This is a genomic window from Pseudoalteromonas sp. HL-AS2 (assembly GCF_031198805.1).
GTDB lineage: Bacteria > Pseudomonadota > Gammaproteobacteria > Enterobacterales > Alteromonadaceae > Pseudoalteromonas > Pseudoalteromonas nigrifaciens.
On record NZ_CP133572.1, the window covers coordinates 492,221 to 511,792 of the forward strand.

Consider the following 19,572-nt stretch of genomic DNA (forward strand, 5'->3'; position numbering starts at 1 on the left):
AAAAAACAATCATGATGTAATTTAACTAATGACGAGTTTTTTGATTATCTGCGCAACTGTAAAATTAATCTGGTAGCTGTAAAACGAGTGTTAGGATGAAATAAAAGAAGAGTAAACAGAGTATAAAACGCATGGTAAGCTCCCTCAAAAGCGCTGCACTTAAACGCTATTAAGGGATAACGAGGGGATTTAAATCAAGCTAAATCAAACTAAAATAACTAAAAGCACATAAACTAATACCGGCTAATAACCATACTAATCCGTAGCTTTGCCAAAGTATTGCGTTATTATAAACCTGCTGCGGGTTATTTTTGTCAACTAACAGTGTGCAGGTTTTACCTTGTTTAAAACGGGTAAACATTTTTTCACGATATTCCACTAATACACTGTGCACCTGCCCATCAAAACGAAAACTCACTAGCATAGTTGGCTGATGCAACATTTCGGGTGCTGTTATTTGATTATTTGCCACGGCAGTTATTTGTTCTACAACACAAACCCGCCAGTGGCGTTTACTTACTTTACATTTTAACCAGCGTACAAATGGCAAAGTGCCAATTATTATAAATAAAACCCCCAACCACAACAGAGCCATACACCCACCTTTGTTTTTATTTTTATAGTTTACTAAACAACATACGCAGCAATCAAACTGCCTAGCACTTAGATTAATATAGCGCATTGGCTTTATTAAATACATGCTCAGATTACAAAGTTTTACCGCAAGCAACTTGCAGTTAACCTGCCGCACAAGCACAATAGCCGCATAAAAGAGGAGATCATTATGACCACAATTGGTATTGGCACCCAAACCAAAGAACAAGCACTCGCTAGCTTAAGCAATATGACCAGCGATTTAACCCCTATTCAACCGGCAGAATATTTATCTCGTATAGCCAAAGCGCAAACGTATATGCAAAACAATGGCATTGATGCCATTTATTTAAATGCAGGTACTAACCTCGCCTATTTTACCGGTATGCGTTGGTATGCAAGTGAGCGTTTAGTTGGCGCAATTTTGCCTGCTAAAGGTGAAGTGCAATACATAGCTCCTTATTTTGAAATTGGCTCACTCAATGGTTTTAAAGTAATTGACGGGCCAATCCGTGGTTGGCAAGAGCATCAAAACCCATATCAGTTATTTGTTAATATATTAACGGAAATGGGTATTGCGGCTAATGGCACTATTGGTATTGACGAAAGCGCGCAGTTCTTTATTTTTGATGGTATTAATAAAGCGCAAACGGGCTTAAATTTAGTGAATGCTCAACCTGTTACAGCACATTGTAGAATGCACAAATCAGCCAATGAGCTGGCGTTAATGCAACGCGCTATGGATATGACCTTAGTGGTTCACCAAGCTACGGCAAGCATGCTGCACGAGGGTATTAGTACCACTGAAGTTGAAGAGTTTATAAAGCTAGCGCATCAAAAAGTAGGCGCGCCGGGTAACTACTTTTGTATCGTGTTATTTGGGCTTGCAACGTCATTTCCGCATGGGGTAAAAGATCCGCAAATCCTTAAAAAAGGCGACATGGTACTTATTGATACTGGCTGTAAAGTACATGATTACTTATCTGATATTACCCGCACTTATGTGTTTGGTGAAGCAACTGATCGCCAACGTCAATTTTGGAATAATGAAAAAGCAGCACAAATTGCAGCTTTCAATGCAGCAAAAATTGGCGTGCCATGTGAAGACGTAGATACAGCTGCGCGCAGCTACTTAGCTGAGCAAGGTTTAGGCCCTGATTATCAAACACCTGGTTGCCCGCACCGTACAGGCCACGGCATTGGTTTAGATATTCACGAATGGCCTTATTTGGTAGGCGGTAATAAAACGCCACTAGCCGCTGGCATGTGTTTTAGTAACGAGCCAATGCTGGTTATACCGGATGAATTTGGGGTGCGCTTAGAAGATCATTTTTATATGACCGACAGTGGTGCAAAATGGTTTACCGAGCCTAGCCACAGTATTGACGACCCGTTTGGTTTACAAAAGTAATATAAGCTCTAATTAACTTATATTTGTTTATTTGGCTTAAACGACTATTTACTACTGCGCAGTACACACCACGCGCAGTAGTTTATTTTGTGAGTTGACGTTTAACCAATCGCTGTTTGTTTTTTTGTACGTTAGCCAACCATACTAAGGGTAAAATAATTAACGATGCGCCAATTATTAAGCCAAGTGTAGGTACTTCGCCAAACCAAAATAAACCAACAACGACAGCCGCCACTAAGCCACTATATTCAGCGCTAGCAACTTGGCTCGATTCGATTTTGCTATAAACATACACGCAAATTCCCGCATAAATTAAAATAAACAGTGTAGAGCCAAACGCAGTAATAAGTGCAGCCCAATGCCATGGCTCGTTTTCCCACAGCGCCAAACCTAATCCCACAGGCATACCTACTAAATTGGTAAGTAACAAAGTTTGCATAATACTATGATGTTTAGGTAACTTTCGTATTAGTACATTATTTATTGCCAGTGTAATTGCGACTACAAGTGCAAATATAGCCGCCCAATTAATGTCGGTAGGCTGAATAACAATAAGTACCCCTATAAAGCCAATAACAGCCACAGCTATGCTGCTTTTTGTTAGCTGTTCACGAAATATCATTACTGCTAAAGGCAGCATTAATAAAGGCGCTGCATAAAAAATAGCGTTAGCGGTTGCAAGCGGTAAAGCTTTGAGCGCAAACACCATAAATATAATACCAAATAACCATACATGTCCGCGTACCGCATGCCATTTTAAACCGGCAAATAAATGTTTTTTATTCGCCGACAAACAAAACGGGAGCAAAATTAATACTGCGGTAAGTTGGCGCATAAATACAAACTGAAACGTGGGACTTTCTGCTGGTAAAGTTTTGATTATAGCATCAGAAAAAACCGCAATAATATTACCCACTACAAGTAATGTCATGCCTAAGCCAACCGATATTTTTTGCATTGTTACTCCGTGCCCGCAAATTAAAAACGCTAGCATAGAGCAATTCGTTTAATTATGTATAATGATTAAAATACTTTTAGTATGAGTTTAACTAATAATGAAATTACCCCCATTACGTGCTGTTCAGTGTTTTGAATCTGTAGCGCGATTAAATAGTTTTTCTAAAGCAGCAGAACATCTAAATGTGACGCAAAGTGCCGTGAGCCATCAGGTTAAATTACTAGAGCAATATTTAAACGAGCCGCTATTTAACCGCAGTGGTCGTAGCTTTTCGTTAACCGACGCGGGCAATCGTTACTATCAAGAAGTGAGTCATTCATTAACCAGTTTAGCCTCTGCCACACAAAAAATACGTTACGGCGAGCCTGGGCATATTCGTTTAGCACTTTATAGCTCATTAGCTGTAAAGTGGTTAATACCGCGATTAGAAAGCTTTAAACATGACTCGCCAGATATCGACTTAACTTTAAATATGATTGTAGATGAGGCGGATTTTAGCGACCGTGTTGCCGATTGTTTTATTACCACAACACCACCTAAAGGTGAGTTTGTCAGCTTATTTTTATTTGCAGAAAAGCTTTACCCTGCTTGTGGCAAAGGCATGTGGCAGCAATTAAAAAATCAATCGCTGCCCAATGAATTATGGAAGCACCCGCTGTTGTCGGTGCAGTATGATGAGTCAGAGCAACGTAGCACCAATGACTGGCAGCAATGGTGTAAAAGCGGCGGCTTTGAGCTACCTAAAAACGTAAGAGTTAATCACTTTAGTCACGTTATACTGGCCGCAGAAGCTGCGCGTTATAATTTAGGTATTACGCTTATTGATGCGTTTTTTATTGCCTCACAGCACGATAACCACTTAGTTAAGTTGCCACTGCATGGAGTTGAAACCGGCTGTAAATTTTATTTTGTATATAAAAAATCGCGAGCAAAACAAACCGATATTATTACCCTAAGCCGCTGGCTAAAAGCCCAGTGGGCCGAGGTTAAAAAATAAAAACACATAACTTTACTGCTATTTTATTTATACTTACCACACATTAATACTACTCTTGTAGCCACTCAATGGCTGTGGTGGCGTTTTCAAAGTAGGCTACTTTACCTGCTACAAACCAGCCCGCTACTTTGGCCAAGGTTGCTTGCCACTCTTTATTGCCGTAAATCGCGACTTTTTTAAAATTGTTACCGTGTTTTAACCCAAGCTTTAAGTCATCCCATGCGGCTCTAATTTCCCAACCTTCTAATTGTGAGCCATCTATCAGCACTTTAACTATAGGGTGATCCACTTTACTTAGGGCTGAGTCGATCATCGGTGTAATAATCTTATAATCTTTGTGAGTTAATGTACCTACCGCTTTTAGCGTTAAAAAAAACTCACTTCCTGAGCGTTCAATGCCAATAGATAAACCGTGCGTTAAACCAACCATAATAAGTACTCTTACAATAAATGTACTTTGAGTATAGGTGATAGCTTAGCGCTCATACTGATACAACTCAAAGCTCAGCTATAACGGGTATTTTGCTACTTCATTTGAAGTGGTTAATTATGCATTTTTTAATCGAGTGATTTGGTTTGCTACATCAGTTAAATAACCGGTTTTAAGCCAGACTGTTGCGCCTGTACTTCCTGCTTTAGCATTAACAGTGCTATTAATAGGCACTCTTAACCAGCTATTTTTAATAAGGGTATCTGTTTGCTCGTTAAGCAACCCCTCAAGTACTAACAGCTCAGCCCCATCCTTTGCATTTATAACCATGTCGGCGTTAGGTTTAAAGTGCAGTAAGCTTACCTCTTCAAAGTTATCTTTATATAAAGAAATTACGCTAACATTATTAAACTGGGGGTGCGTAACGCCTTGCATTTTTTTAGTGTGTAAACACACATGCTGTCTATCTTGTGGTTGAAACTGCCACAATTTTACAAATATTACGCAGCCCCCCTGAGATCCCGGTTTGTGCTTTGACTGGGGAGGATTGCGAATATAACTACCTACAGGGTAATCGCCGTGCTCATCTTGAAATACGCCATCGAGCACTAAAAACTCTTCACCACCTGTATGTATATGCGGCGAAAATTCACTGCCAGGCGCATAGCGCACTATGCTTGTAGCGCGGGCAACTTCATCGCCTACTCTGTCCAAAGGGCGTCTATGTACTCCCGCCATTGGCGAGGCTACCCACTCTAGTTTTTCACTATGTACAACAACGCGCTTACTAAAATCAGCGGCTATTTTCATTTTTTTTCCTAACTCAGTTAAAGCAATTAACAAATAATAACAGTTATATTAGGGTCTGTTGACCTTTGCGGATTAAAATTTGTTCAAACTAGGGGCGATTTAATCACGGCGCGAGGTTTGTAACCTAGTGGGCTCGATAACTGCTCCTGCGTTATTCTACTGGCTTACATCCATGTAAGAATAAGTAAAAACCGAGCAAAGCTTCCGCGTCCTGCTCACGCCCCTTACCTACATCCATGTAGGCAACAAAGAGTTAATCGCCCCTAGGCAGAACCCTTCGGGCAGCGCATGTTTGGCATTGATGCTACGTTATCGCCTATTTATGGGGAATAACCACACCACATAGGCTCTGCCTTGCCTAAATACCAAACACACTGCTGTAAATTTAACCTTGAAAGTTCAACAGACCCTAGTAGCATTAAATTAAGTAATGTTATTTAGCCGTAAGTGTGATGGAGCTTTTATTATTAGGCATAAAAAAACGAGCAGGTTTAACTGCTCGTTTTTAATTAACACTTATGATTTATAGTCATTTTTTAATTAATAACTTTTACTCTACCTTTGTGCTTAGAGTGCACTATGGCAAGTGTAATAAAGCCAATCACTGCTACCACTGCACCAATTGGTTTGCCCATATCACTTGATAAGTTAAGACCAATTGCCGCTGTCATAATGTATGAAAGCGTCACTGCTGTGGCAATTACTGCAGGAATACTGGCAATCCAATGGAATGCACCGCGGTCAAACAAGTATTTAGTTGCCAGCCATAATACGCTAGTAGAAAGCAGCATGTTTGAGAACGCAAAGTAGCGCCAAATAAGCGAGAAGTCGAGCTTAGTCATAAAGTAAGCAATTGCTAAAATTGGAATCGCTACTAATAAACGGTTACGTAAGCTTTGTGGAATATTAAACGCATCAACTACAGTTAAACGCAGTGAACGGAACGCAGTATCACCTGAAGTGATTGGGAATACAGCTACAGCAATAATAGCCATAACACCACCAAATACACCTAAGTAGCTATTAGCAATATGATTAACTACTAAACCTGGGCCACCTTGATCAAGTAATGCTTTTAAACCTGCATAACCTTCTGGGAATGCTGCAATACCAGCAAGTGCCCAAACACAACCAACAATACCTTCACACATCATGGCGCCGTAATATACTGGGCGTACATATTTTTCGTTTGTTAAACAGCGTGCAATAATAGGTGCTTGTGTTGAGTGAAAACCACTAATAGCGCCACAGGTAATTGTTATAAATAACAATGGCCATGTTGGTAATCCATCCGGGTTGGGCTCTAAAAAATCATGTGCATGATCGCCACTAAAGTAAGCTAAAAAGTCACCTGCAACTGGTAAGTGTGGTGCGTTAATTAATAACGAAACTGCAATAGCAACTGTCATTACAATCATTAAAGCGCCAAAAATTGGGTAAAACTTAGTAATAATTTTATCAATTGGTAGCAAGGTAGCTAAAAAGTAATACGCTAAAATAGCCAACACCCAAAAGGTGTTATTTGCCAGCATTGTACCTTCAAAAAAATCAAGGTTACTTAATAAGCCCGCAGGGCTCATAATAAATACTACGCCTACAAAAAATAGTAGCATGGCAGTAAATATCAGCATAAAGCCTTTAAATACAATGTTGTAGTAATGTCCGGCTATTTCTGGCAGGCTTTTCCCGTCTTCTTTTATACTCATAACACCTGAGAAGAAGTCGTGAACAGCACCACCTAACACGTTACCTAGTACAATCCAAACTAGTGCAACGGGCCCGTATAAAGCACCAAGAATAGGACCAAAAATAGGACCTACACCGGCGATGTTTAAAAATTGAATTAAAAATGCACGCACAGGATGAATAGCCACGTAATCAACACCTTCGCTAAAGCGCTGTTGTGGTGTTTCAATCGTTGAGTCTAAACCTGCTTGCTTTTCAACAAAGGGACTATAAAATTTATAACCCAGTATTAAAATTGTGATGCAGATAAAAAAGATGATCATAAAGCATGTTTCTCTTTTTGTATTTGTATTAAAGAGCGCACTGTTTGCCGCTCCGGCCTTTCATTCCGTGAATAATCGACGAACATTAACAAAGGATTAATATTCTTACTATAAGACGTTTAGCTAATACTATAGTCGAATAAAATAACTTAGACCTATTTCGTGGCCTTATTGAACGTTAACTGTGCAGAATGTAAAGATTTAGAGTAATAAAAAAGGCAGTTTTACTGAGTAAATCTGCCTTTTTTATTCTGCCCGATAAGTTATCGATAAAAATTAATAATACCTTATCACCAATTTATTTATGGGTTCATAAACTCATTTATTTGTTGATGCGTTAAAGTAGGTGTTGCTCCGGCACTTTCGGCGACCATAGCCCCAACAGCGCAAGCAAAGTCAACCGCATGTTGTGCGCAATCACTACTGCACAGCTGATAAATTAACGAGCCTAAAAACGAATCCCCTGCGCCAACTGTATCAACAACACTAATTAAATAGCCTGAGTTATAGTAGTTTTCGCCTTTAATGGTGAGTAATGCGCCATGGCTGCCTTTAGTTACACATAAATATTCGGTATTAGTTTGTGCAGCAATAAAGGCTAAGTTTTGCTCAAGCGAATGAAACTTACAACCCATAGCTTTAGCAATTTCGTATAGCTCTTCGTCGTTTAATTTGATGAAGTCGGCTTTGTTCATTAAATCTACGAGTGTTGCTAATGTGTAGTGAGGCGCACGTAGGTTTACGTCAAATACTTTAAAGTTTGCTACATCAACTAATTGATTTAATGTTGCCAAAGACGTTTCGCTTCGCCCTATTAGGCTGCCAAATACAAATACATCGCTACTTTTAACTTTACTCAGTAACTCATCTGTAAGCGCTATATTATCCCACGCTGTATCTGCCACTATTTCATAACTTGCTGAGCCACCACTATCGAGTGTTACCTCAACCGTGCTGGTTTTTTTGTCACTGTTAATAGCAATATAATCGCAGCTTACGCCTTTGCTCGCAATTTCGCCGAGCAGCTCAGCGCCTAACTCGTCGTTACCAACGGCGCTGATCATGTCGGCTTTTATGCCCAGTGAGTTAATACGCACACACATATTAAGTGGCGCGCCACCTAGGCGTTTACCAGAGTCAAAACAATCCCACAGCACTTCGCCAAAGCAGCTAACACTTACGTTTTCGCCTGATTTATGATTAATTAAAATGCTCATAATTAGTTACTCTTTTGCTCAAGTACAGCCTGCATAATGGCTTTAATTTTACTATTAGGTGCATACAACGCAGCAATCGACTTTTTATATTCAGCAGTAAACGTTTCGTTATGCTCAAGCTTACCAAACAAGCTCGTTAACTTTAAAAATGCAATCGGGCTAGTTTGAGTCTCTTGCGCGTAAGAATTAAGCTCTTTGTACATCGCATCTTGAATTTCAAGCTTCTCGCCTTTTTCACTTACACCTTTATCGCTGTATAAACACCAAGTAGCAATAACCAGTGCAGCCAACGATATATCTCGACCTTGTACTAGGTTTTCGTTAATTGTAGCAATTAAAAACTTAGGCAGTTTAGCTGAGCTTTCACTGCAAATACGCGCCAGGCTGTCTTTAATATTAGGATTAGCAAAACGCTCTATTAACGTATCTTTGTAGCTTTGAAGATCAATACCTTCAAGCGGTTCAAGGTTTGGCGTTACTTCTTTATCCATAAAAGCACGTAGGTATGTGGCAAATAATTCATCAGATACCGTTTCGTCAATTGTGCCATAACCATGAATTGAACCTAATAAACCAAGCACAGAATGCCCAGCATTAAGTAAACGTATTTTCATGGTTTCATAAGGCGTCACATCAGTTACAAACTGTGCACCAACAACATCCCAATTTGGGCGAGAGTCACTAAATGTGTCCTCTATTACCCATTGTGTAAACGACTCACAAGTAATTGGCCACTCGTCGCTAACACCATAGGCATCAACCACGTAATCAATATCACTCTTTTTAGATACCGGTGTTATGCGGTCAACCATCGCATTTGGAAACGATACGTTTTGCTCAATCCACTCACTTAGGTTTTTGTCTTGCTCTGTGGCAAAGGCTAAAAGCATTTTGCGTGTTACGTTACCGTTATGCTGAATGTTATCGCACGACTGTACTGTAAACGCGCCCAAACCTTGCTCTTTACGCAGTTTTAGCGCAGCAGTAATGTAACCAAACGCCGTAATTGGGTCGTTCGGGTTATTAATGTCGTTAATAATATCTGGATTGCTGTAATCAAACTCGCCCGTTGCCGGGTTAAAGTTATAACCGCCTTCGGTAATAGTAAGCGATACAATTTTAGTATCGCTGTGTGCGAGTTTATTAATTACCGCTTGTTTGTCCTCTGGAGCAAACAAAAAGTCGATCATTGAGCCAATTACTTTGTTATCTATTTTACCGTCTGGGTGTCTAACAGTTAGCGTGTAAAGGTAATCTTGCTGCTTTAAAATATCACGCAGACCACGGTTACCCTCTAACAGGCCAACACCACATATGCCCCACTGCTCAGAGCCTGGGGTTTTTAAAAGCTCGTTAACATATACCGCTTGGTGAGCACGATGAAAGCCGCCTACACCAATATGAACAATCCCCGCTTTAACGGCGCTACGGTCGTAACTTGGTGTGTCAACATGGCTTGGTAATTGAGCCAAGCTCTGTTGGTTTAGCCCTGTAACAAGAGCGTTTGTGTGTTGATGTTGCGTCATGGTGCGACCTTACTAAACAAAAATAAAATATAAATTACGATACTGTATTACGATAAGTAATTACGATGCTGTATTGAGTACTTTATGGCGTTTTAACGACCAGTACGCAGTAACAAAATAAATAACAGTACAAATAAAACAGGCAATTTCGAACTGCGACTTATTAGCGCTGTACATCACCATAGTTTCACTGAAAAACATCACTTGGCTGGCAAAAATAAAAATAATCACCAATGAAATAGTCGATATGCCATTAAGAACTTTGGTAAATACAGAGCTGTCAATTACTGGCTTTGGAATGTCTTTAGCCTCAGCTGCTTGATATTCTTTAATATCACGTTGCTCTTGCTCTTCTGCTGCAATCTCTTGCGTGTAATCTTCACCGGCACCGTATTTTTTAGCTAAAAGTGTGTAAATAACGATGGTGAAAATCCAGGTAGGAATAAACAAGTAATAAAACGACATTACATCAATTGCGTTTAAGCCAAAACCGAACACAAGTGCAAGTGCCCATGAGGCAATAGCAGGGATGCTGCGGGTAATATTTTTATATTTAGCCCAGTAACGTGTTAAGCCAATTTTAGGAAATAACACATGCTCGGCAAATACAATGCCGCCCACTGGCACAACTAATAAGCCTGCGTAGGTAAGTAGCGGAAGCATTTGTGAAAATACAAACGGGAAACACGCAATAATCACGGTTACCACACCTACAATAGCGGTTGTGCGTTCACGTGATTGATTAACAAATATAGATTGCGCTGCAAGGCCTGCACGGTAAAGGTTTGCGTTAGCTGTAGTCCAACCGGCAATAATTACAATAACAAATCCAGTCCAACCTAATGCATGGTATGCAACATCACCCGGATCAAGTGACGAAATGGTTGTTTTAAGTAATACCGCAACACCTGCGCCCATAATACCGGCAGAGATCCACGCTAAGTAATGACCAAAAAACATACCCACACCAGAGAACAAGCCATAGCTTTTGCGTTTAGCAAATCTAAAAATAGCCATGTCGATTAAACCAAAGTGAGTAATTGAGTTAGCAGCCCATGCAAAGCCAATCACTTCTAATAGGCCAATGCCTTTTTCACCATCGGCATTGGTGCCCGTCCAGATGGAGGAGTCGCCTATGGTCATAAAGTCGCTAAAGCTAGTTAAAGAGGTAGAACCCAATACGTGGTTTGAAAGCTCAGGGAATAACGCGAACGAGCCTGCAATAAATATAACAAATAGCCAGGGCGCACACAGTTTTGAAAAGTCAGCAACGGTTGAAAAGCCATACATAGCAACAAATACAACAATTGAGCCAACAGCTAAAACAATGGCGACAAACCAAAAGCTGTTTGGATACCAATCAAGCTGCGCGGGTATGTCGAACAAAAACCGCACGGCGGTGGAGGATACCGTGATCATGGCCGCCGATATAACACTAAAAATAACTACATTAGCCCAGTTATAGAGCTTGGTCATTGAGTTACCAGCAATTTTGTTTAAGTAGTTATATAAACTTAAGCGGGTTTGTACTGCAATGGGTGCCGTAATTAGCCACCAAGAACACATTGCTAACAGGTTACCTATTAATAACCCCAATAGAATGTCGATGGTTGATGCGCCTAATGCAACAAAGGTTGCGCCAATAACAAATTCAGTGGCAGCAACATGTTCACCAGCGTATAGCCCTGCAAAATGTTTCCAGCCGTGAAGCTTATTATTAGCAACCGGAAGTTGCTCTTCGTTTACATCTTTAAATGTGTGTGTGTGTGGACTCGTTGCCATGGTATTTCCTAGTTGTTAACAGCAAAGTACTTAATACCTAAAGACTTTGCTTCTTATAATTTAGTTTTATAAACGCGTAACCACTTGTTTTAGTTTTTATAATTAATACCAGTACTAACAACGCTTATATTTTGCCACTTATAAACCCTATAAATGTGTGTTGGTATAAGTAGCCATGTTTAAATGTTTTTACTTTTAAGTGCAGGATAAGCTGTAAAAAACTGCTGCCAATGAGTTAAGTGAGCAATATTTGGATACGCTTTATGAACATAGTTAATGGCCGTTTGCATGTGCTGCCCGCCACTGTAATGCAGTACTTGCATATTGGCATTTATGGCTGCACATACGCCAGCTTCGCTGTCCTCAATTACCAAGCAATGCTCTGGTTTTACGCCCATTTGCTTAGCTGCATGTAAAAATAAGTCGGGGGCGGGTTTACCACGCTTTACTTCACTGCTGGTAAATATCGTATTGCTAAAACAGTTACTTAAATTAACTATATCTAATGCTTTAGCTGTACGTGCTGGGCTGCTACTTGTGGCGATACATTTGGGCACAGCTAAGTTATTAAGTACTTCGTTTATGCCATCGGTTGTACTGAGCGCTGAACCAAACTCGTTTAAGAGCGCTTCTCGGTAATCATCTTCAAAGCTATTTGGCAAAGTGACATTAAAGGCGTTTTGGATTTTTTGACTTACGGTTTTAAAATTACACCCCAAAAAGTGTTGCTGTACATATCCGCGGTCAATGTTAACTGTTAAATACGCAAGCATATCAATCAACACTTGAGCGCTGAGTATTTCACTGTCGATGACTACCCCATCGCAATCAAATATTACTAAATCAATTTTAGCGTTCATTGGGTTACCTTAAACATTTACTTTTTGTGCAAAATACCAAATGAGCATAAGCCCGACTAGCGAGCATATTCCCTTTATTGTTTTTGAATGTCAACAAAAAGTGAACGAATTTACTTGTCGCTACTACAAACATAAATAAACAAAACTAAAAGCCGCTGTATTTAATCAAGTTTACAAAAAATATATAAACCTAAAATTGGATCTAAAAGTATATTTTAAGCCCCTCTTTCAATCTTATTTATGAATTATTCCAATCTATTTAATCAACTTTACCGAACAAAGGAATATTCATACACTCCTCAACAGTTAAACAGCCAGCAGCACTGCCGGCAATTTTAAATAATAAGGTCGACATGAATATTTTATTAAACGCAATAAACAAGAATACAAAACTAACATTAAGCGCGTTAACACTTGCGATGGCATTACCAGCAAGCGCGGCTACATTAACTAAAGACAACGGCGCAGCTGTTGGCGACAACCAAAATTCAATAACTGCAGGCGAGCGCGGCAGTGTGTTATTAGAAGACGTACAACTAATTCAAAAACTACAACGCTTTGCACGTGAACGTATTCCTGAGCGTGTGGTACATGCGCGTGGTACGGGTGCTCATGGTGTATTTGTGGCATCAAAAAGTTTAGATGATTTAACCATGGCAGCACCTTTTACCGAGGTCGGTAAAGAAACTGACGTTTTTGTACGTTTTTCATCGGTAATTCACTCAAAAGGTAGCCCAGAAACACTGCGCGACCCACGTGGCTTTGCGATTAAATTTTACACCGATCAAGGTAACTGGGATTTAGTGGGCCTTAACTTACCGGTGTTTTTTATTCGTGATGCAATAAAATTTCCAGATATGATCCATTCATTAAAACCATCACCTGTAGATAACATTCAAGATCCTAACCGTGTTTTTGACTTTTTCTCGCACGAACCAGGCTCTACTCACATGTTAACGTGGGTTTATAGCGACTACGGCACACCAGCAAGCTTACGTAAAATGGATGGTTGGGGTGTTCACTCTTATAAAATGATCAATAAATCGGGCGATGTTAAGTACGTTAAATTTCATTGGGTAAGTAAACAAGGCATTGAGAATTTAAATGCAAAAGAAGTCGCTGAAGTTCAAGGCCAAGACTTTCAACATTTAACACGTGATTTATACAGCGAAGTAAATAAAGGTAACTTCCCAGAATGGGATCTATACATTAAAACGCTTGATCCGTCGCAGCTTGACGACTTTGATTACAACCCATTAGATGCAACAAAAATGTGGTTAGGTGTAAAAGAAGTGAAGGCAGGTACATTAACGCTTAATCGCATGCCAACTAACTTTTTTCAGTCAACAGAACAAGTAGCAATGGCACCGTCTAATATTATTGCGGGTATTGAACCCTCAGAAGATAAGTTATTACAAGGGCGTGTATTTTCATACGCAGATACGCAAATGTATCGCCTTGGTGCTAACCATCAACAGTTACCAATTAACCGTGCAAAAGTGGAGGTAGTTAACTACAACCAAGACGGCGCAATGAACTATGGTAATACTCAAAGCAACGTAAACTATCAACCAAGCCAAGAAAACGTAGCTGAAAACCCAATTGCCCGTAGAAGTAATACAGAGCTTAAAGGTTTTGTACAACAAGCCGCCATTAAAAAGCAGCAAAACTTTGCGCAAGCAGGTGTTTTATACCGAGGTTTTAGTAAGCAAGAACGTACTAATCTGATCAATAACCTAGCGGGCGATTTAGTAAAAATAAAAGACAGTAACGTTAAGCACAAAATGCTTAGCCACTTTTACAAAGCTGATAGTGAGTACGGTACACGTTTAACTAAAGCCATTAATGGCGATATTAAAATAGTTAAGCAGCTTGCAGCTAACCTGTAATTAGCAAGTTACAAAACATTAGTCCCAACTAAACAAGCTGTTATATAAGTAACCACAACCATGAGGAAGGAGGCAACCAATCCCCTTCCTCTTTTTAAAAGGTATAAAGTAATGCGTAATTTATTGATTATAGTAGTGCTACTAATAAGCTTTACCAGTAGTGTTTACGCTAAAAATACAACGGATACACAAACACCTAGTACACAACTTGAAAACCAACACTCAGCGCAAACACAATACGAGAGTTTATTTGCTTATTACTTTGCTGCTGCACGTACCAACGATACCGCTGTAATTAAGCAATTTGTAAGTGCCGGCATTCCTATCGACAGCTATAACAATAAAGGTTACACCGCATTAATGATTGCCACTTACCATGGTAATAAAAATACGGTAAACACACTTTTACACTTAGGCGCTAATGCTTGCATGGAAGACAACCGAGGCAACACAGCGCTAATGGCCGCTATTTTTAGAGGTGAGTTTAGTATAGCCAAAACACTGGTATCACTTGATTGCGACAACGCACATCAAAACAAAGCAGGCCAAACAGCCGAACAATTTGCACACACATTTGGCCAGCAAAAAGTGCTCAATTTACTCACGCAGGTTAAAAATTCTAAATAAAGTTCAAAAGCCCTTATAAAAGAGCTTTAGGTGTAACTAAACTTTAGCGGACTGCTTATTTAAGTCGTTACTTCTACATTATATTTTTGGGGTTTATCTCGCGTTACAAAGTAGCAAATTAGCGAGCCAAGTGTTACCAGCACCACTCCTTGCCAAAACGAAGCACTTAACGTAATAGACAAATACAACGCCGAAATAATAGTAGAAAACACCGGTATAAAATACGAAAGCGTTCCAAGCAGCATTAAGTTACCGCCAATAATCGCTTGATTCCACAGTGCATAACCACTGCCAACAACTACACCCGCAAGTAACAATGTCATGCTTGAGCTGATTGAAAACGTTAATGGCGCTTCATTACTAAAACCATATTGCGCCCACAAACTCATTGCCGTAACAGTAAAAAATAACGTAATAGCATTTTTACCATTACTTATTTTTTGCGTTACTACGCAATAAATAGCCCATATAAACGCGGCAGCTAATGCCATTAAATAAGTAGCAGGATTATCAGCAAAGTTAGTTACTAACGTATCGACTGACATTTCTTGATCGCCCGTAATACACCAAGCAACCCCTAAAAAAGCAATGATCATACTTGGGTAAACCCAGTAACTTACTTTTTTACGCCCAATAATAATAGAGAGCAATATAGTCAGCGTGGGCCATAAATAATTAATTACCGCCATTTCCATAGCCTGATGGCGGCTATTTGCCATACCGATAGAAAGTGCCAAGCAAATTTCGTACGACACAAATAATAAAGTACCTACTACCAAGTAGCGTTTCGAAAAACCACTAAACTTAGGCACTCCCATAACCAAAATTAAAAATATCGCACTTACAGAGTACATAGCCGCAGCACCACCAATGGGGCTAAACAACTCAGAAATATCCCGTAGTAATGCCACTAAGCAGCTCCACAGTAGTATTGCAGCGACTCCATAAAGTGTATATTTATTTTTGCTTATAAAATCCATATTAAACCTAAAGTACTACTTAATAATCTGAAGCTAAACTAACAGTAATTTTTTGTTTTAACAATAACATGCCGTTAATCTGCAGTGCATAACTAGCATTATCAAAGCTAAATATTATCACTATAGTTATAAGCAATAAGCGTAAACAGCCATTCAGTGTTTAAATTTAGCAAAGCAGCACAAACGCTAGGTAAATTAAAGTTACTGACTCTTTTGTCTCGTATTACCACTTTTACAGTGGTGTGGTTAAATAACTCACTAAACAGAGAAAGCAAATATGAACAAGTTCACGACTCCCGATCTATACGACGAACACCGTGATAGCGTACAAGTAGCCGACTGTGGATTACAGCACTTTGGCAACAAAACCACCTTTAGTGGTCAAGTCGTTACTGTAACGTGCCCCGATGACAATTCGTTTGCCGCTGAAATACTTCATCAAAATGGCGTAGGTAAAGTGCTGGTTATTAACGGCTTTGCTAGTAAACGCTTTGCATTTATTGGCGATATTATGGCAGAGCGTGCTTTAAAAAATGGCTGGGAAGGTATAGTTATAAATGGTTGTTGCCGAGATATTGAGATTCTTGCTACCTTAAATTTACCTATTATGGCGCTTGGCTCAACACCACGCTGTACGTTAAAGCGAGGTTGTGGTGAAAATAATCAAGCTATTGCCATGTTAAGCGTCTGCATTGAGCCTAATGATTGGCTTTACGCCGATGTGAACGGACTAATTGTGAGTAAACATAAACTTAGTTAGTTGCTAAATCACAACTGAAATAGATTAGCTGCCGCTTTTTTAATAAAACCTGACACTAAAAAGCCCAGCATTGCTGGGCTTGTGTCATATTAATAGGTAACTATTTTATTAGTTAAAAGTTACCGTCACTATGTTTGAACACACGTTTTCAGTTACACACACTTGATAGTCGTACGCAGGTAGTGTTGCACCACGTACATAATCACGATAACGACCGTTATCTGAGGTTGTGCCTACTAACTCGCCATTACGATATACATTTAATGACTGAGCACCCACTTGCTGCCAACTTAGCTCTACACGCATTGTGCCTAAGCGTGATTTATTAGCGCGCTTAAGGCTTAGCTCAATCTCTACATCACTCACTACTACAGTTTGAGTTGATGCGTTGGTATTGCCTTCGCTGTCGGTAACAGTTAATTCAACTTCATAGCTACCCGCCACTGCATAAGCATGCACAGGGCTTGCATCGGTTGATGTAGCACCATCACCAAAGCTCCACTGCCACTGTGTAATATCGTTATTAGCATCTGTGCTACTATCGGTAAACGAAGCCGTTAAGCCTTGTGTTTCAACGCTAAAACTAGCACGTGGTGGTTGCGGGCTTACCTCTCCAATTGCACTTAACGTAAGTGACCAGCCATTTATATTACCTGTATCAGCACCGGCGGTGTCTTGTACATGTAATGCCCAATCGCCAGTGGCTACTTCGCCATTAAATGCATCCGAAGTGAAGCTTTTAATAATATCGTCTGAGCTACCGCCCTCTTTATTTTGTAACGTTATTGTAGTGCCTTGCGCTGAGATAAGCTTTACAATTAAATCACCAGACCAAGTATGACTAATGTTAACATCGGCAACTGTATTAAAAACGGTTAACTCATCTGCAATCGTAATTACAGAGCTTACACCTTCTGGCGCATTATCAGGAATAGCAATATTTTCATCACTGCTGTAAGTAAAATCATTCAACCCCATAGGTTTAACCATTAATTTTACAGTGCTTTCCTTAACTCTATCATCCGACGTTGCTGTAACGGTAAACTCATATTCACCCCACTGCGTCTCTTCAGTGGTAGGTACTACTAACTGTACTTCTTCACCTGGGCGAGCAGTGTTTTGTGAAAGTGACGCTGAATCTAAATTACCTGTCAATGCAAACGCAACATCACCATCCCAATTAGCAATTGAGCCTACACTAAACGTATAACTTGCTGACTCACCCGCAGTGATCTCCTGCGACAAAGGGCTAACACTGAGTTTAAAGCCTGGGGTTGGATCTGCGTCAATTAGCGCTTGGTTTACATTTAATCGTGTACCAGCAACCGTTTTACCCTGTAGTGCTGCGTTGGCATCGCCGCTACTCATTAATAACTCTTTTAATTCTAACGCTGTTAGATCTGGGTTAACTGATAAAGCAAGTGCTGCAGCACCAGCAACATGAGGCGTTGCCATAGAGGTGCCTGAGTAACTACTATAAGCGTTTCCTGGCACAGTAGATAAAATGGCAGTACCTGGGGCACCTAAATCAACACTTGTTAAGCCCCATTGTGAAAAGCTCGACATAGTATCATTACGATCTGTACTTGCTACAGATAAAATACTATCGTGCTCATAGCTTGATGGATAATGAGGGTTAAGATCATTGTCTAATGCATCGTTACCTGCCGCAGCTACAAAAAGTATATCTGCCGCTTCGCTTGCATCAATCGCTTCAGCAAGTGCTTGGCTAAACCCGCCGCCGCCCCAGCTATTGTTTAGCACACGAAGGTTAACACCTGAATTTTTAAGGCTAATCATATAATCAATACATTTAATTGCCCCAGAAGTACTCCCCGTGCCATCAGCAGCTAAAAATTTACAGCCAACAATAGACACTTCATGGTTTACCCCTACAACACCGATCGCATCATTGCCACTTGCACCAATAGTCCCTGACACATGAGTACCATGCCCTTGGTCGTCCATTGGATCGCCACTATCAGTAATTGCATTGATACCATAAATGTCATCTATGTAACCATTCCCGTCATTATCTATACCATCTCCTGCAATTTCAGCGGTATTTACCCACATATTACTTGCAAGGTCATTATGGCTATAATCAACACCGGTATCGATTACACCTACCACTACATCTCGGCTACCAATAGAAATAGTCCATGCTTCTGGAGCATCAATATCTGCATCAACGGTACCACCTGACTGGCCTACATTATGTAAGCCCCAAAGTTCATCAAAACGGGGATCATTGGGTACATTCGCAATACTAACTTTATAATCAGGTTCTACATATTCAATGGCTTGGTGCGACTTTAAGCGCTCAATCGCTTCTTTGGTGCTCATGCCCGCTACTTTAAACTTAGCAAGGCGACCTGAAAGTAATGAGGTATAGCTGTCATCTATTTCATCATTATTTAAATCTGAAATTTTAGCTCTAACTAAAGATCTTGCATGCTTTCGCATTGCTGGGGTGGCATTTTTTTTATATTTAACAATTAAAGAATCACTAGTCGCTGCATCTTGTTGTTGAATCACACCAACATCGGGCACTTTAGCGGCGGCTAAGCAAGGTAGGAGTGCAAGTGTAATAATAGATAATTTTGTTTTCATTGTTCTATCCATAGTTTGGGTTAACTTAGTAACACTAAGTAATTTTATTTACTACTTCAGTACAAGGGATCACATGGCAAGCTATTAGAAAACAGCTAAAGATAAAATT

At 39.9% G+C, this 19,572-nt stretch carries 16 protein-coding genes; 5 read left to right on the forward strand and 11 right to left on the reverse strand.

Going from position 1 to position 19,572, the window contains the following annotated elements:
• Positions 1 to 199 precede the first annotated feature (199 nt).
• Entirely contained in the window at positions 200 to 595 is a 396-nt protein-coding gene (locus RB215_RS17055; RefSeq protein WP_033012968.1) for a hypothetical protein, read from the reverse strand.
• A gap of 189 nt (positions 596 to 784) precedes the next feature.
• On the opposite strand from RB215_RS17055, the gene RB215_RS17060 reads away from it, so the two are divergent.
• Complete coding sequence (locus tag RB215_RS17060) at positions 785 to 2,005, forward strand: Xaa-Pro peptidase family protein (RefSeq protein ID WP_011329847.1); 1,221 nt, start codon at positions 785 to 787, stop codon at positions 2,003 to 2,005.
• Positions 2,006 to 2,087: 82 nt separating this feature from the next.
• Here RB215_RS17060 and RB215_RS17065 read toward each other — a convergent pair whose 3' ends face one another.
• Positions 2,088 to 2,963: a DMT family transporter gene (locus RB215_RS17065; protein ID WP_010553617.1), complete on the reverse strand. Its 876-nt coding sequence runs from the start codon at positions 2,961 to 2,963 to the stop codon at positions 2,088 to 2,090.
• Positions 2,964 to 3,060: 97 nt separating this feature from the next.
• On the opposite strand from RB215_RS17065, the gene RB215_RS17070 reads away from it, so the two are divergent.
• Complete coding sequence (locus tag RB215_RS17070; protein WP_010553616.1) at positions 3,061 to 3,960, forward strand: LysR family transcriptional regulator; 900 nt, start codon at positions 3,061 to 3,063, stop codon at positions 3,958 to 3,960.
• A gap of 49 nt (positions 3,961 to 4,009) precedes the next feature.
• On the opposite strand, the gene RB215_RS17075 is transcribed toward RB215_RS17070, so the two are convergent.
• From RB215_RS17075 to RB215_RS17105, 7 genes are all read right to left on the reverse strand, one after another.
• On the reverse strand, positions 4,010 to 4,390 hold the full coding sequence (locus RB215_RS17075) for an STAS/SEC14 domain-containing protein (RefSeq protein ID WP_309217239.1): 381 nt from the start codon (positions 4,388 to 4,390) through the stop codon (positions 4,010 to 4,012).
• 117 nt (positions 4,391 to 4,507) lie between these two features.
• Positions 4,508 to 5,200, reverse strand: a complete 693-nt coding sequence (locus RB215_RS17080; RefSeq protein WP_011329844.1) for a cupin domain-containing protein — start codon at positions 5,198 to 5,200, stop codon at positions 4,508 to 4,510.
• Positions 5,201 to 5,736: 536 nt separating this feature from the next.
• Positions 5,737 to 7,209, reverse strand: coding sequence for a carbon starvation protein A (locus RB215_RS17085; protein ID WP_011329843.1), 1,473 nt, complete (start codon positions 7,207 to 7,209; stop codon positions 5,737 to 5,739).
• Positions 7,210 to 7,511: 302 nt separating this feature from the next.
• A complete protein-coding gene (locus RB215_RS17090) occupies positions 7,512 to 8,426 on the reverse strand; it encodes a carbohydrate kinase (protein ID WP_011329842.1) in 915 nt (304 codons plus the stop codon).
• 2 nt (positions 8,427 to 8,428) lie between these two features.
• The gene (locus RB215_RS17095) at positions 8,429 to 9,952 is read right to left on the reverse strand and encodes a mannitol dehydrogenase family protein (RefSeq protein ID WP_309217241.1); all 1,524 of its coding nucleotides are present in this window, start codon (positions 9,950 to 9,952) and stop codon (positions 8,429 to 8,431) included.
• Positions 9,953 to 10,012: 60 nt separating this feature from the next.
• Positions 10,013 to 11,734: a hypothetical protein gene (locus RB215_RS17100; RefSeq protein ID WP_309217242.1), complete on the reverse strand. Its 1,722-nt coding sequence runs from the start codon at positions 11,732 to 11,734 to the stop codon at positions 10,013 to 10,015.
• Between the two features lie 179 nt (positions 11,735 to 11,913).
• A complete protein-coding gene (locus tag RB215_RS17105) occupies positions 11,914 to 12,594 on the reverse strand; it encodes an HAD family phosphatase (RefSeq protein ID WP_089369143.1) in 681 nt (226 codons plus the stop codon).
• A 353-nt stretch (positions 12,595 to 12,947) separates the two neighbouring features.
• Here RB215_RS17105 and RB215_RS17110 point away from each other — a divergent pair, with 353 nt between their 5' ends.
• On the forward strand, positions 12,948 to 14,483 hold the full coding sequence (locus RB215_RS17110; RefSeq protein WP_309217243.1) for a catalase: 1,536 nt from the start codon (positions 12,948 to 12,950) through the stop codon (positions 14,481 to 14,483).
• 111 nt (positions 14,484 to 14,594) lie between these two features.
• On the forward strand, positions 14,595 to 15,110 hold the full coding sequence (locus tag RB215_RS17115) for an ankyrin repeat domain-containing protein (protein WP_197183000.1): 516 nt from the start codon (positions 14,595 to 14,597) through the stop codon (positions 15,108 to 15,110).
• Between the two features lie 59 nt (positions 15,111 to 15,169).
• On the opposite strand, the gene yddG is transcribed toward RB215_RS17115, so the two are convergent.
• Entirely contained in the window at positions 15,170 to 16,090 is a 921-nt protein-coding gene (gene yddG, locus RB215_RS17120) for an aromatic amino acid DMT transporter YddG (RefSeq protein ID WP_309217245.1), read from the reverse strand.
• 277 nt (positions 16,091 to 16,367) lie between these two features.
• On the opposite strand from yddG, the gene RB215_RS17125 reads away from it, so the two are divergent.
• Positions 16,368 to 16,850 carry a putative 4-hydroxy-4-methyl-2-oxoglutarate aldolase gene (locus tag RB215_RS17125; RefSeq protein ID WP_182679128.1) on the forward strand — a complete coding sequence of 161 codons (483 nt, stop codon included), beginning with the start codon at positions 16,368 to 16,370 and terminating at the stop codon, positions 16,848 to 16,850.
• Between the two features lie 108 nt (positions 16,851 to 16,958).
• Here RB215_RS17125 and RB215_RS17130 read toward each other — a convergent pair whose 3' ends face one another.
• The gene (locus tag RB215_RS17130) at positions 16,959 to 19,463 is read right to left on the reverse strand and encodes a S8 family serine peptidase (protein WP_309217247.1); all 2,505 of its coding nucleotides are present in this window, start codon (positions 19,461 to 19,463) and stop codon (positions 16,959 to 16,961) included.
• Positions 19,464 to 19,572: the final 109 nt, after the last annotated feature.

Coding starts and splice junctions, on each gene's coding strand:
- RB215_RS17065 (WP_010553617.1), bottom strand. CDS start 2,963: ATGCAAAAAATATCGGTTGGCTTAGGCATGACATTACTTGTAGTGGGT.
- RB215_RS17110 (WP_309217243.1), top strand. CDS start 12,948: ATGAATATTTTATTAAACGCAATAAACAAGAATACAAAACTAACATTA.
- RB215_RS17055 (WP_033012968.1), bottom strand. CDS start 595: ATGGCTCTGTTGTGGTTGGGGGTTTTATTTATAATAATTGGCACTTTG.
- RB215_RS17085 (WP_011329843.1), bottom strand. CDS start 7,209: ATGATCATCTTTTTTATCTGCATCACAATTTTAATACTGGGTTATAAA.
- RB215_RS17080 (WP_011329844.1), bottom strand. CDS start 5,200: ATGAAAATAGCCGCTGATTTTAGTAAGCGCGTTGTTGTACATAGTGAA.
- RB215_RS17095 (WP_309217241.1), bottom strand. CDS start 9,952: ATGACGCAACATCAACACACAAACGCTCTTGTTACAGGGCTAAACCAA.
- RB215_RS17130 (WP_309217247.1), bottom strand. CDS start 19,463: ATGAAAACAAAATTATCTATTATTACACTTGCACTCCTACCTTGCTTA.
- RB215_RS17090 (WP_011329842.1), bottom strand. CDS start 8,426: ATGAGCATTTTAATTAATCATAAATCAGGCGAAAACGTAAGTGTTAGC.
- RB215_RS17115 (WP_197183000.1), top strand. CDS start 14,595: ATGCGTAATTTATTGATTATAGTAGTGCTACTAATAAGCTTTACCAGT.
- RB215_RS17070 (WP_010553616.1), top strand. CDS start 3,061: ATGAAATTACCCCCATTACGTGCTGTTCAGTGTTTTGAATCTGTAGCG.
- RB215_RS17100 (WP_309217242.1), bottom strand. CDS start 11,734: ATGGCAACGAGTCCACACACACACACATTTAAAGATGTAAACGAAGAG.
- RB215_RS17105 (WP_089369143.1), bottom strand. CDS start 12,594: ATGAACGCTAAAATTGATTTAGTAATATTTGATTGCGATGGGGTAGTC.
- yddG (WP_309217245.1), bottom strand. CDS start 16,090: ATGGATTTTATAAGCAAAAATAAATATACACTTTATGGAGTCGCTGCA.
- RB215_RS17125 (WP_182679128.1), top strand. CDS start 16,368: ATGAACAAGTTCACGACTCCCGATCTATACGACGAACACCGTGATAGC.
- RB215_RS17075 (WP_309217239.1), bottom strand. CDS start 4,390: ATGGTTGGTTTAACGCACGGTTTATCTATTGGCATTGAACGCTCAGGA.
- RB215_RS17060 (WP_011329847.1), top strand. CDS start 785: ATGACCACAATTGGTATTGGCACCCAAACCAAAGAACAAGCACTCGCT.